The organism is Kribbella sp. NBC_01245, from assembly GCF_036226525.1.
Lineage (GTDB): Bacteria > Actinomycetota > Actinomycetes > Propionibacteriales > Kribbellaceae > Kribbella.
In genome coordinates this window covers 2,198,314-2,211,936 of sequence record NZ_CP108487.1, presented here as the reverse complement: position 1 = coordinate 2,211,936, position 13,623 = coordinate 2,198,314, and the positions used below count along the sequence as shown (strand labels likewise).

The window sequence follows — 13,623 nt, the reverse complement described above, 5'->3', positions numbered from 1 at the left end:
GATAGTTGCAGTGTTGCTTGTGATCCTGCTTTCGCCATCGCCTGCAGTGGCCCAATCGGCGTTGGTGGCGGATCCGGCGGCGTTGGTGAATCCGATGGTTGGGACGATGCATACGCCGGGGCAGGTGGGGAACTCGGGGAACACGTTCCCGGGGCCGAGTGCGCCGTTTGGGCAGGTGCAGTGGGGGCCGGATACGTCGCCGCGGTTCCCGGGTGGTGGGTACGACTACACCGCCACCGCGTTGCACGGGTTCAGCATGACGCGGATGAGTGGTGCTGGTTGTGGGGCGTACGGTGATCTGCCGTTCCTTCCGATCACCGGCGCCGTACCGGCGAACAAGGATGACGCGACGGTCGGGTTCAAGCACGTCAACGAGACAGCCCGCGTCGGGTACTACGGGCTGACTATGAATAACAACGTGAAGGTCGAGCTCACTACCAGCCCGCGTACCGGGCTTGGTCGCTTCACCTTTCCGGCGGGTGTGGCCGCGACGATGCTGCTCAAGGCGGCGGGTGGCGCGGCCGCGTCTGAGGCCGATATCAACGCCATCAGCACGACGGAGGTCACCGGTTGGACGGGGGCGGGCGCCTTCTGCGCTAGGCCGGAGCAGCACTACAAGCTGTTCTATGCGGTGAAGTTCGACAAGGCGTTCTCGGCGTCGGCAGTTTGGCCCGGCAAATGGCCATGGGTGACCGGTGAAGGTGGAATGGCGCTGACCTTTCCGGCCGGCACAGTGGTGAAGGCGAAGGTCGGTATCTCCTTTGTCAGCGTGGCGAATGCGCAGGCCAATCGCGACACCACCGCGACGTGGGATCTGCCGACCGTCGAGCAGGCCACCAAGACACTCTGGAACAACCAGTTGACCGGGATCCAGATCGGCGGCGGCACGCTCGATCAGCAGAAGACCTTCTACACGGCGCTTTATCACTCGCTGCTGCATCCGAATGTTTTCAGCGATTCCAACGGCCAATACATCGGCTTCGACAAGGTGGTGCGCACCTTGCCGGCTGGTCAGGCGAACTTCTATGCGAATTTCTCCGGCTGGGATACCTATCGAACACAAATCCAGCTGACCGCATTGGTAGCGCCCGCACAGACCTCGGACATGGTTCGCTCACTGTTGCTGGATTACGACCACAGCGGCCGATTGCCGAAATGGCCGGTGGCGAATGGCGAGACGTACATGATGGTGGGTGATCCGGCGATACCGATCATCGCGTCGGCCTACGCGTTCGGTGCGCGGAACTTCGACGCGACCAAGGCGCTCAACGCGATGATCGACCAGGCCACCGGGCGCAGTGACGTCCGGCCCGGCAACGGCTATCTCGACACTCACGGCTATCTGCCCACGGATGGCGGGTACGACTGCTGCCACCACAACGGCACGGTCTCGACCTCGCTCGAGTACAACATCGCCGACTTCGCGCTCTCGGCCTTCGCCGGTGCGCGGGGTAATACGGCCGCGCAGGCGAAGTTCCTCGACCGCGCGCAAGGTTGGCAATACCTGCTCAACCCTGCGAGCGGTTTCATGCAGCCGCGCCGATCGACAGGGGCCTGGAAGGAGAACTTCGACCCGACCATCTTCGACCAAGCCGACTGGGCCGAGGGCAACGCCTGGAAGTACACGCCGATGGTGCCGTTCAACGCGCACGGCCTGATCGCGGCCAAGGGCGGACCGGCGGCGATGAACCAGTACCTCGATACGCACTTCGTGACGCTCAACCAGATACCGGGATCATCCGCGTGGATGGGCAACGAGCCGAGCTTCGGTACGCCGTGGCTCTACGCGTACACGGGTGCGCCGTACAAAACGCAGCAGGTCGTACGGCGCGTCCAGAACGAGTTGTTCGGCAACCGGATCGACGGTCTCGCGGGCAACGACGATCTCGGCTCGCTCTCGTCGTGGTACGTCTGGTCGGCGCTCGGGTTCTACCCGGCCGTGCCCGGTACGGCGGACCTGGTGCTGGGTAGTCCGTTGTTCCCCGAGGCGGTGGTGCGGTTGCAGGGTGGCAAGTCCTTGCGGATCAACGCCCCGGCCGCGACGACCTCAACGCCGTACGTGCAGAGCATGACGGTCAACGGCGCGCCCTGGGAGAAGGCCTTCCTCACGCCCGGCCTGTTGACCGATGGCGGCGTGATGGACGTCGTACTCGGCGCGCAACCGAACACCGCGTGGGCGGCGAACGGCAAGCCCCCGTCGTACGGCGCGGACGCGATGGCCGTCGCGAACAACACCGGGACGAGCCATGACGCGATGCCGGGGGAGGCGAACTACGACAACTTCGGCTCGGGCTATTCGGTCGAAGCCCTTGCGGCGAAGGGGTTTGTGCCGGGGAGCAAGGTGGTTGCCGGAGGCATCGGTTACACCTGGCCGAATATCGACGCGGGCCAGTCGGACAATACGGTCGCGCCCGGTCAGACGTTGCAGGTGGCGAGTCCACCCGGGGCGAACCGGCTCGGCATCCTCGGCAGTAGTGAGGGCAATGCGGACGGCGTGTCCGGTCAGGCCGTGATCAGGTACTCGGATGGGACCAGTCAGGCCGTCGAACTCGGCTTCAGCGATTGGACGCTGGGCGGTGGCACTACGTCGCTGAGGCCGGACAACCAGGTCGCGGCGGACATGACATATCGGAACAACTACTGGGCGGGAGGGCCTGAGCAGGTTCGGACGTACCTCTATAGCGCGTCGTTCGCGATCGACCCGGCGAAGACCGTGGTCGGCGTACAGCTTCCGGCCGCGGCGGCGACCGGCCGGCTGCACGTGTTCGATGTCGGATTTTCCGGCCATCGGGATAACGCCGGTGTCAGTGATGACAACAAACTCGGTACGGCCGACTTCGACAACAGCTCGGTGAGCTACTCGCGGCAGGCCCTTGCCGGTGCCGGGCTCAACCCGGGTGCCCAGGTGGTTCATGGCGGTCTGACCTACACCTGGCCCGGGACGGCCGCGGGGGATCGGGACAACTATGTGGCCGCCGGGCAGACCATCCCGGTGCCGGTCAAGGCAGGCGCGACCAAACTCGGCCTGCTCGGTGCCGCGGAAGGCTGGCCCACCGGCGTCTCCGGCGAGGCCACGGTCGTCTACACCGACGGCACCCGCCAGCCGGTGACGATCGGCTTCACCGACTGGACCCGTGGCGGTGGTTCCGAGGCGGTCGGGCACGGCAACACCGTCGTCGCCACCATGTCGTACCGCAACTGGCCCTTCGTCGGCCGGGACACGGTCAACACCTACATGTACGCCGAAACCGTGCCACTCGCCGTCGGCAAAACCGCGGCCGCCATCGTGCTACCGCCCCCAAGCGGCGGCTACGGCCGGCTCCACGTCTACGCGGTTTCGACGGGATAGGCCTGGACTGGGCGGTGGATGCCGTTGGCCAGGGCAACGGACAAGCCGACGGCACAGGTCGCGGTCATCGCCACCAGCGCGTTGATCCCGGCCGTGCCGACGGCGAAACCGCCCGCCAGGATGACCAAAACGCTGCCGGTGAGGATGGCCAGGCCGACCCATTGCACCATCGCGACGTACCGCTCTTGCCGGGCGATCGCCGCGAGCACGACCAGGTGGAGGACGGCATACGCCGTACCGGAGATGGCGAACAGCCAGGCGATCGGGCCGACCGCGGCGTACTCCTCGCCACCCACGACGGCGACGACCAGATCCGGTAGCAGCAGCGTGCCGGCGATGGCTATGAGGCCGATGCCGGCGACGACTTTGACCGCGTTGCGCAGGCGGCGGCTGTCGTCGGGGTCGGACGCGAGCGCGGGGAAGACCACGACGCTGACGAACTGCGGCAGGAACAGACATGCCTTCGCCACGATCACGCCGGCCGCATACCGCCCGCTGTCGTCGGGGTCCATCAAGGCGCGGGCGAGCAGTACGTCGGCGTTCGCGATGACGAAGAACGCGGCGAGCGCGTGGGTGCCGCGCAGGGTCTCGTGGAAGATCTGGCGCACCTCGCCGGGCTGGGCGCCGGTCGAGCCGCGCAGGACGAAGGCGGCGGCCAGCACCGGGAGCGCCGTACCGGCCGCGATCCCGCCCATCGCGCCGACCAGAGACGGCTCGATCATCAGGCCGAGGCCACCGAGACCGACCCGGCCGACGCCGACCATCGCGTACACGATCGCGAGCTCACGCCAGTGCTCACCGCCCTGCAGTACGCCGAGTTGCGCGCCGAGCACGGTCATCAAGCCGAGGGCCGGGGCGAGCAACGCCACGGCGACGATCGAGTCGATGTGCAGCAGCAGGATGGTCACGGGGGTCGCGAGCAGCGCCAGCACGGTGAGCCAGATCCCGCCGACGCGGCCGGCCTTGAGCAGGCTGTCCGCGAGCACGGCCTGCCCGGGGCCGGTGTGGGTGGCGATCCGGCGGGCGCCGGTGGCCTGCAGGCCGAGTGAGGCGACGTTGCCGATCAGGACGAGGCCGAGCAGCGCGGTGAGGGCGCCGAACTGGGCCGGGGCGAGCGCGTGCACCGCCACCAGGGTGAACCCGTAGGCGGCGACGTTCATCACCGCCATGCCGATGCCGACTAGTCCCGCGCCCTTGACGAGAGAGTGGGCGGGCTCGGTGGGTGCTTGCGTGGGTGTTGGTTCGAATGGCATCGACTGAGTTCCCTGGCGGTCGGGTAATCACTGTTTGGAACGGAAGCGTAGCGGTCCGTGACGAAACTGGATTGTCAGGACCATTTCGCCGCCATTTGCTGCTTGGACAACGACTCGGTCTCGGCCCGGGCTACGGGGTCCTGAGGTCTTGTGCGGCTCTGTTACTCCCTGGTAGTAACATCTTTCAGCTTTCGGATCGGGACATATGTCCAGGTCTGTGTTCTTGGATTGGCCGGGAGGGGTCCGCGGTCCGTCCACAGTGAGGTGGCTTTGTCCACAGTGAGGTGGAGGACATGCAGCGCAGTACCTTGCTCGGAGGTGCTCTGCTGGCGGTGGCCGCGGGACTGCTGGTCGTGATCGGGGAAGCCCTCGGTCTCGATACGCAGCACGTGGCCCTGCTGGGGGGTGCCCTGGGTGGTGTGATCGGTCTGGTGCCGGACCGTAGTCCCGCTCTGCGGGTGGCCGGTTTCGTCGCCGGTGTCTTCGTCGCCTGGTTCGGTTTCGCCGTCCGGGCGCTCTATCTGCCCGACGCCGTCTCCGGCCGGGCCTTCGCGGCGTTCCTGGTGGTCGCCATCTGCCTCGGTATCGCCGTCGCCTCGGGCAGCCGCCTGCCGATGTGGTCGCTGTTGCTCGGCGCGGCCGCCATGGTCGGCGCCTACGAGGAGGCCTACACCGCGGACACCCCGGCCTTCCTGGCCGAATCGCCCGGTGCCGCGACCGGCGTACTGCTGGCCGCCGCGATCGGCTTCCTCGCCACCACGGTGCTCGGCCCGCAGGTGTCGGCCGCCCGCCGCCGCGAGACCAAGCCCGCACCGACCCAGGAATTCGCTTCTGTCGAAGGAGATCGTTCGTGAAGTGGCTCAACCGTGGTCTGGCCGTGGGCGTCGCGCTGCCGACGGCCTTCTTGCTTGCCACCTCGACCGCCTTCGCCGGCGCTGTCGACGGCCCGGTCTCCGTCACGAATACCGAGACCGTGCAGGCGCAGCTCGACCCGAGCGGCAAGGTCGAGGGCGTACGCATCTACGAGCAGCTCTCGTTCACCGGTAAGGGCAAGGTGAAGGTCGCCAACCCGGTCTCGGCCGACGGCCTGCGCAACCTCGACGGCTTCGGTGGGCTGTCGGAGAAGAACGGCATCCTCACGGTCGACACCGAGGTCGACGGCGAACAGCGGATGCGTACGGTCAGCGACTTCGACAAGAAGAAGCTGCCGATCAAGGTCGCCGTGACGTACACGCTGAACGGCAAGAAGCTGCGCAAGCCGTCCGACGCCGTTGGCAAGAGCGGCCGGCTCGAGGCGCACTACAAGGTCGAGAACACGTCGGCCCAGCCGCGGACCATCACGATCAAGGACGGCAACGGCCAGAACATCGCGGAGGAGACCACGGTCGTCATCCCGATGGTCGGCCAGCTCGCTACCGTGCTGCCGTCTTCGTTCAGCGAGGTGACGTCGGACGAGGCGAACAAGGCCGGCGATGGCAAAGGCGGGACGAAGCTGAGCTTCACCGTCACGCTCTTCCCGCCTGTTGGTGCTGCGACTGCCGAGTTCGGGTGGGCGGCTGAGGTGCGGGATGCGGTCATTCCTGAGGCTGAGTTGACGGCGCTGCCGATCAGCCCGCTGGAAAGCCCGTCCTTCAAGACTGCGGTGACCGGGTATGAGAGCGGCGCGGAGAAGGGTGCTGACTTGGTCGAGGGCGGTACGACGCTCGACACCAACCTCATCAAGCTGCGGGATGGCGCGAACAAGCTCCTCACGGGTCTGCTCCAGCTCAACGCAGGTGCCGCCGAGCTCAACCGGGGCCTCGCCGACAAGGCCGCCCCTGGTGCCAACAAGCTCTCCGCCGGCGCCACCAAACTCAGCAGAGGCCTAGGCGACCTCGAAACCGGCGCCGACACCCTCCGCGCAAAAATGGCCGAAGCCGACGCAGGCGCCGCGAAGTTGAACAAGGGCGCAGGCGACCTCAACACCGGCGCAGGCAAGCTCGCCGCCGGCGCCGGCAAGCTCAAGAAGGGCACCGGCGATCTGAAGAACGGTGCTGGCAAGCTCAAGTCCGGTATCGACCAGCTGTCGAATGGCGCGGGGACCCTGAAGAAGGGCACCTCCCAGCTCAGCAGCGGTCTGCAGTCGGCGAACAACAAGGCGCCGGCTCTGATCGGCGGGCTGGCCCAGGTCCAGGGTGGCCTGACATTGGTCGAGGACGGCCTCGTGAAGATGTACGGCGGCATCGGTGGGTTGCCAGCGCAGGCGAAGCCGCTCTACGACGGCATCAAGAAGCTGCAGGCCGGCATCGGCAGCAAGGACGCGGAGGGGACGCTGATCGCCGGGCTCGAGAAGCTGAAGGTGCAGATCGCCGCGTCGGGCCCGGGCCTCGACAAAATGATCGCTGGCGTCTACCGAGAGAGCGACACCAAGGCTTCGTCGGGCGCCTACCAGAAGATCGGTTGTGCGGTCAGAGTCGTGAAAGCCCTAAATGAAGGCAAGGCACCAAAAACCTTCGACAACCCCGAAGACCGATTCTGCTACGGCGCCCAGTGGCCGTTGCTGAACGTCGTGGGTATCACTGCAGAACCGGCGCTGAGTGTGGTCCGCAAAACCGTGCTCAAGTCGCTGTCCGACGAGTTGGCAGCAGGGCAGAGCAAGCTCGCCGACCCTGGCGATCTCACGCCGGACATCGACAAGCCGCTGCCGGACGACGCGACTCTGCAGCTTGGATTGGCCTACCTCAAGGGTCGGTTGACCGAGCGGGCTGTACCGGGTTTGACGCAGGTGCAGTGCGGTCTGAGCAACAAGGCCGACGCTTCTTGCCCCAAGGAGAAGCCTGGCTTGATGCAGGGACTGGACGCCCTTGATGCAGGAATCGGCGAGCTGGTGTCCAAGGTAGTCGGCAGCGTCCAAGGCGGGATCGGTAAGGAGGCCGACAAGCCTGCGAACAAGACGCTTCGTGGTGGCGTGAACGGCCTGCAGGCCGGTGTCGGCCAGATCCAGGCCGGTGGCGAGAGCTTGCTTGAAGGACTTGCGCTGCTCAGCGATGGCGCCGGAAAGGTCGACGCGGGCACCGGCCGACTGGCCTCCGGGCTCGACCAGGCGAACACGGGTATGGGCACGCTGGCGGCAGGTGCCGGCAAGCTCGAAGCGGGAGCCGGTGAACTTGCCGCGGGTACTTCGAAGTTGAAGGCTGGCACGGGTGTGCTTGTTGGTGGAACTGAGAAGTTGGATAACGGGTTGACGTTGTTGACTGGTGGCGCGGGCAAGGTTGCCGAGGGTGCCGGGAAGGCGTCGACTGGTTCGGATCAGTTGTCTGATGGTGCTCGTGAGTTGGCGACTGGTATCGGTACTGCGGCTGAGGGGTCGGGCAAGTTGTCCGACGGGCTGCAGAAGGCGTCCGAGGCTGGTCCGGCGCTTGGTCAAGGCGCTGACCGTTTGTCCAAGGAGGGTGCGAAGAAGCTGGTCAACAGTGGCCAGGAGACGGCGATGGACTTCGGTCGTCGGTACGCGATGCTGGCCGCTTCGGCAGACCGCGCCAAGACCGAGGCCATGCCGTATGGCGCACCCGAGGGCGCGGCGAGCGCCACGGCGTACTCGCTGAAGCTCTCCGGCGCCACCGGCGAAGGCGGTCGCAACTTCGGCCGCCTGGTCGCAGCCCTCGCGGTCTTCGCCGCAGCGCTCGGCCTCACCGGCATCATCCGCCGCCGCTTCGCCTAACACCCGCAGGCGATAGCCAACGGTCCCGCCGCCCCGAACCTTGGGGGCGGCGGGACCTTTTGTCGTAACGCTCCTCAGGGTGAATCGTCCAGATTCGGGGCGCGCCAGGCCGTCAGAGGCTGGGCTCTAGGCGGTAGTTTCCCTTGTGGATAAGGGCTTTCGGGTTTGGACTCGAACATGTGCTCGACTATAATCGAGCACATGTTCGATGACCTGCTTCGCCTGTCGCCCGACGAGATCCTGTCCGTCGGGGATGAATCGTGCGCGATCCGCGACCTGGCCGACGCGCGTTTCTTGGCGGTGGTGTCGGCGTATGCCCATCACCACACCGAGCTTGATGTCCCTGCTGGCGCTGCGGAGCTTGTGGGGTGTGAGCGGTTGAAGGTGTACGGCGGTGAGGGGTGCCCGGGGGTGGGGGAGTTCGCGGTGCTGGAGTTGGGTTGCCGGTTCGGGTTGTCGCCGGGGGCTGCGTCGGACCTGGTGAGTGAGGTGCTGGCATTGCAGTACCGGTTGCCGCGGACCTGGGCGCGGGTGATGGCCGGGGAGGCGATTCCGTGGCGGGCCCGAAGAATCGCCCGCGCGTGCATGTCGTTGTCGCAAGAGGCCGCCGCGGTGGTGGATGCGAAGGTCGAGTCGTTGGTGAATTCGTTGACGCCGCGGCGGCTGATGAAGATTGTGAAGGCCGCGATGATGGAGGCCGACCCGGCCTTGGCGAAGGCTGCTGCGGATCTGGCGGCGCGTTCGCGTGGGGTATGGGTCGGCCAGTCGGACAACAGTGGCACCAGAACCGCCGCGGTCCGTGCCTCGACCGGCGACATCGCCCGCTTCGATGCCGTGGTCCAGGATGTCGCCGAGACACTGGGCGCCCTGGGTGACACCGGCTCAGTGGACGAACGCCGTGCCAAGGCCCTTGGCTGGCTGGCCGATCCGTGGGCCGTCATCGAACTTCGCAACGAGCGCCGCCGCACCAATTCACCCTCCAACACCCCCACCAACCTCACCGAGGCTGCCAACTCCACCGAGGCTGCCGAGTCTGCGGATGCCGCCGGGTCTGCCGACTGCGCTGGGTCTGGTGGCTGTGCGGAGGATCGGTTGGCGCAGCGGTTGGCTGACGTCAAGGAGCGGGCCCGGGCGCGTGATCGTGAAGCGGCGCGTGTGGATCGGACCAGCGGTGGGGCCAGGGGATCCGGCGGTGCCGTTGGGTCGGGTGGGGTGCACACGATGTATCTGTTCTTGAGTGATGTGACGTTGGCGGCCGGTGAGGGTGTGGTTCGGGTTGAGGGTTTCGAGCCGCATTTGGCGTCGCAGGTGCGCGAGTTGCTGGGGCACGACAAGGTGGTCGTGAAGCCGGTGATCGATCTGCGGGAGAACGTGCCGGTGGATGCGTATGAGATTCCGTTGCGGGTGCGTGAGCGGGTGCGGTTGCTGAATCCGGTGAGTCCGTTCCCGTGGTCGAACGCTGAGACGACTCTGCGGACGGATCTGGATCACATCCGGCCGTACGTTAAGGGTGGTCCGCCGGGGCAGACCAGGGTGGACAATCTCGGTCCGCTGTCGCGGACGCCGCATCGGGCCAAGACTCATGGCGGCTGGCGGTATCGGCGCCTGCCCGATGGCGCGTTCGAATGGGTCACCCGCAACGGGACTGTTTATCGCGTGGATCACAACGGCACGCGTCGTATCAGCACGCCCCGCGCGACCCACGTGCTGCAAACCATCCGGCCCGCGCGGGTGAGACGCAGACGGCGTCGCGCGACCGTCGAAGCGGTCACCTAGCCGCGACACTCGAGGATGCCCGGAGAGCGGCTCGATCTGCGGGGAAGCCTGCGGCCATGCCTTCAGGCGATTTTCCTCACGTCCGGCTTGAGCTCGTTGTGAAGGCTTTCAGGGCGGGGCGGGTGAACTGGGCTTCCGGGGAGCGGAAACGGGGGTACGGCGCAGCGGTGGTTGCGGGTGACGGTGGGCGTCCTGGTGGTTGGCCCGAGATTAGGGGTACTGGATGTCCGAGTCGTTGCTGGTGGTTGGTTCGGCCGGGGTTGCAGCGGGTGGGGTGTTTGTGCGGCGGAGTCCGTTGGATGGGGAGGTGGTGACGACGGCGGCTGCGGCGACGGGGGAGGACGCGCGCAGGGTGGTGGAGGTGGCGGGGGAGGCGTTTGCGGGGTGGGCGGCGGTTGGGCCTACTGAGCGGCGGGCGTTGTTGTTGAAGGCGGCTGACGCGTTGGTGGGGATGCGGGATGAGTTTGTGAAGGCGATGGCTGAGGAGACTGGGGCCACGGTGGGGTGGGCCGAGTTCAATGTGGCGTTGGCGGCGGAGATGGTTCGCGCGGCGGCGTCGTTGACTACGCAGATCAGTGGGGACGTTGTGCCGAGCGACGTGCCTGGGTTGTTGTCGTTGGCGGTACGACGGCCGGCGGGCGTGGTGTTGGGGATCGCGCCTTGGAATGCGCCGGTGATTCTTGGGGTGCGGGCGATTGCGACGCCGCTGGCGTGCGGGAATACCGTTGTTTTGAAGGGGTCGGAGAATTGTCCGCGTACGCATCAGCTCATCGTTGAGGCATTCCGGGGGCTGCCGCCAGGCGTGGTGAACTATCTGACGAATGCGCCTGCGGATGCGGGTGAAGTCGTCGAGGCCGTGATCGCGCATCCGGCGGTCAAACGGGTGAACTTCACCGGTTCGACCAAGGTCGGGCGGATCATCGCGAAAACGTGCGCGGAATACCTCAAGCCGGTGGTGCTCGAGCTCGGCGGAAAGGCGCCATTCGTCGTACTGGATGATGCGGATATCCCGGCCGCGGTCGATGCGGCCATCTTCGGGTCGTTCTCGAACAGCGGGCAGATCTGCATGTCGACCGAACGCGTCATCGTCGATCGGACCATCGCGGACGAATTCGCCGAGGCCTTCGCGCGTCGTGCCGAGGCGTTGCCGGTCGGCGATCCCCGCGGCGACACGCACGTCGTACTCGGCTCGGTGATCGGACCCGAGACCGTTGCCCGGTGCAACGAGTTGCTCGATGACGCGATTGCGCGAGGGGCCAAGTTGTTGTGTGGTGGGAAAGCGGAGTCGACGTTGATGCCCGCCACGATCCTGGACCACGTTACGCCGGCCATGCGGGTGTTCCGCGAGGAGACGTTCGGGCCGTTGAAGTGCGTCGTGCGGGTCGACGGCGTTGAGGAAGCGGTGGCCGTTGCGAACGATAGCGAGTACGGCCTGGCGGCAGCGGTGTTCGGGAAGGATCTCGGCCGGGCGTACCAAGTCGCTGGGCGGATCGAATCGGGTATTTGTCATGTGAATGGGCCGACCTTGCACGACGAGGCGCAGATGCCGTTCGGCGGGGTGAAGGGGAGCGGGTTGGGGCGGTTCGGCGGTCAGGCGGGTGTTGCCGAATTCACCGATCTCCGCTGGATCACCTTGCAAACCACGCCTCGCACCTACCCGTTCTGACGTGCCCCACTCCCTTGTTATCTTCGCAAGCCAACATGGGAGGGAAACCATTGGCCATCAGCCGTCGCGCTCTCCTTGGCGGAGTAGCGCTCGCCGCGCTGGCGGGCTGCGCGAATGACGAGCCGTCCATCGGCGGTCGGACCCTGACGCCGACGCCAACCTCGAGGCCCACCCCCACCCCAACCCCAACGCCGTCGGATGCTCGCCTGGTGGAGTTGGAGCGGAAGTACGGCGCGCGATTGGGCGTGTATGCCCTCGCCAGCGGCACGGGCGAAACCATCGCCTACCGGGCGGATGAGCGATTCGCCTTTTGCTCGACGTTCAAGGGACTCGCGGCAGCAGCCGTTCTGCACCACAACCCGCAGTCGCACCTGAATACGGTCATAAAATACAGCAATGCCGACCTCATGAAGAACTCCCGCATCACCCGGAAGCACCTCGCCACCGGAATGACGATCCGCCAACTCTGCGATGCCGCCATCCGGTACAGCGACGGAGCGGCCGGCAATCTCCTCCTCCGCGACCTCGGCGGCCCGGCCCAGCTCACGGCGTACGCCCGGACCCTCGGCGACACCGTCACCCGGATGGACCGAATCGAGCCGGCCATCACCCAGGCCACACCTGGCGATCCACGCGACACGACTTCGCCGAAAGCCTTCGGCACCAACTACCAGAAGCTCGTTCTCGGCGACGCGCTACCGGCCGACAAGCGCGCCTTCCTCCGCGACCTCCTGGTACGCAACACCACCGGTGCCCAACGCATCCGCGCAGGCGTCCCGAAGGGCTGGACCGTGGCCGACAAAACCGGCACTGGCGACTACGGCACCCTCAACGACATCGCCATCGTCTGGCCCCCGAACAAACCACCACTGGTCATCGCGATCATGTCGAGCAAGCCCACCAAAGACGCCACCTACAACCAGGCCCTCATCGCGGAAGCCGCGGCCCACGTCGTCGCCACCCTCACCTGAGATGGGCGGTCCAGATGGTGGTGCCGGGGATCAGGCGGGAGCGGTCCGGGCCCCAACCGCCCCAGGTTTTGGTGTTTGCGGCAGGCCATTCCGGTTCGAGCAGATCATCGATGACGAAGCCGGACGACGTGAGGGCGCGGACCCAGTCGCCCATCGTCCGGTGGTGCTCGACGTAGTTGGGCGTGCCGTCGGCGTCCACTTCGACGTACGGCGTGCGGTCGAAGTACGAGTGGGTGATGGTGTAGCCCGAGGGCGTCGGGTCGTCCGGGAAGGCCCAGCGGATCGGGTGCGTGACCGAGAAGACGAGTAGGCCGCCGGGGCGGAGGACGCGGGCGATCTCGCGCAAGGCCAGGCCGGCGTCGGCGACGAAGGGCAGGCCGCCGAAGGCCGAGCAGACGATGTCGAACGAGTCGTCGGCGAACGGCACCGCGACCGCATCGGCGGCGACCGTACGTACGGAAATGCCTGTCCGGCCGTCGAGGATCTTGCCCATCGCGAGCTGGCCGACCGAGATGTCGAAAGCGACGACGTCAGCGCCTTGGCCCGCGAGCCAGCGCGCGCATTGAGCCGCGCCACAACCGACCTCGAGGATGCGCTTCCCGCGAACGGGCCCGAGCAGTTGGGCGTCGGCCTCGTCGACCCCTTCAGGGCACCAGGTGAAGCGGGCGTCGCCGAGGAAGCCGCCGTGTTCACCGATGTACTCGGCGGCGTTTTCGTCCCACCAGGCCCGGCTCGCGCGGGAGGTCTCCTCCTCGGTCAAGTCGATCCGCCGGCTCACCACAACTTCGAACTCGTCCGTCACGGCGCTCAGGCTAGCGCGGGCATATCCGCGGCGGGTTGGCAACGGGTTCGATCGACGTGCAAATGCTTCCAGGGCAACAATCCGCGCTGATAATTTTGCGCCCCCT

At 66.6% G+C, this 13,623-nt stretch carries 8 protein-coding genes; 6 read left to right on the top strand and 2 right to left on the bottom strand.

Annotated features, from left to right (window positions below; translation table 11 throughout):
• The first annotated feature begins 10 nt into the window (after positions 1-10).
• Positions 11-3,349 (top strand): GH92 family glycosyl hydrolase, encoded by a 3,339-nt coding sequence (locus OG394_RS09760; RefSeq protein WP_328994779.1) that lies wholly within the window; start codon positions 11-13, stop codon positions 3,347-3,349.
• Here the strand turns inward: OG394_RS09760 and OG394_RS09755 are convergent.
• The gene (locus tag OG394_RS09755) at positions 3,328-4,602 is read right to left on the bottom strand and encodes a polysaccharide biosynthesis protein (RefSeq protein WP_328994778.1); all 1,275 of its coding nucleotides are present in this window, start codon (positions 4,600-4,602) and stop codon (positions 3,328-3,330) included. The two genes, OG394_RS09760 and OG394_RS09755, sit on opposite strands and share 22 nt — an antisense overlap.
• A 293-nt stretch (positions 4,603-4,895) precedes the next feature.
• On the opposite strand from OG394_RS09755, the gene OG394_RS09750 reads away from it, so the two are divergent.
• From OG394_RS09750 to bla, 5 genes are all read left to right on the top strand, one after another.
• A complete protein-coding gene (locus OG394_RS09750) occupies positions 4,896-5,456 on the top strand; it encodes a hypothetical protein (protein ID WP_328994777.1) in 561 nt (186 codons plus the stop codon).
• Complete coding sequence (locus OG394_RS09745; protein WP_328994776.1) at positions 5,453-8,302, top strand: hypothetical protein; 2,850 nt, start codon at positions 5,453-5,455, stop codon at positions 8,300-8,302. Before OG394_RS09750 ends, OG394_RS09745 begins: the two co-directional genes overlap by 4 nt.
• 201 nt (positions 8,303-8,503) lie before the next feature.
• Entirely contained in the window at positions 8,504-10,078 is a 1,575-nt protein-coding gene (locus OG394_RS09740; RefSeq protein WP_328994775.1) for a hypothetical protein, read from the top strand.
• 223 nt (positions 10,079-10,301) lie between these two features.
• A complete protein-coding gene (locus OG394_RS09735; RefSeq protein WP_328994774.1) occupies positions 10,302-11,744 on the top strand; it encodes an aldehyde dehydrogenase in 1,443 nt (480 codons plus the stop codon).
• 35 nt (positions 11,745-11,779) lie between these two features.
• Entirely contained in the window at positions 11,780-12,715 is a 936-nt protein-coding gene (gene bla, locus OG394_RS09730; protein WP_442914279.1) for a class A beta-lactamase, read from the top strand.
• Here the strand turns inward: bla and OG394_RS09725 are convergent.
• Complete coding sequence (locus tag OG394_RS09725; RefSeq protein ID WP_328994772.1) at positions 12,708-13,517, bottom strand: class I SAM-dependent methyltransferase; 810 nt, start codon at positions 13,515-13,517, stop codon at positions 12,708-12,710. The two genes, bla and OG394_RS09725, sit on opposite strands and share 8 nt — an antisense overlap.
• Positions 13,518-13,623 lie beyond the last annotated feature (106 nt).

Coding starts and splice junctions, on each gene's coding strand:
- OG394_RS09750 (WP_328994777.1), top strand. CDS start 4,896: ATGCAGCGCAGTACCTTGCTCGGAGGTGCTCTGCTGGCGGTGGCCGCG.
- OG394_RS09735 (WP_328994774.1), top strand. CDS start 10,302: ATGTCCGAGTCGTTGCTGGTGGTTGGTTCGGCCGGGGTTGCAGCGGGT.
- bla (WP_442914279.1), top strand. CDS start 11,780: ATGGGAGGGAAACCATTGGCCATCAGCCGTCGCGCTCTCCTTGGCGGA.
- OG394_RS09740 (WP_328994775.1), top strand. CDS start 8,504: ATGTTCGATGACCTGCTTCGCCTGTCGCCCGACGAGATCCTGTCCGTC.
- OG394_RS09755 (WP_328994778.1), bottom strand. CDS start 4,602: ATGCCATTCGAACCAACACCCACGCAAGCACCCACCGAGCCCGCCCAC.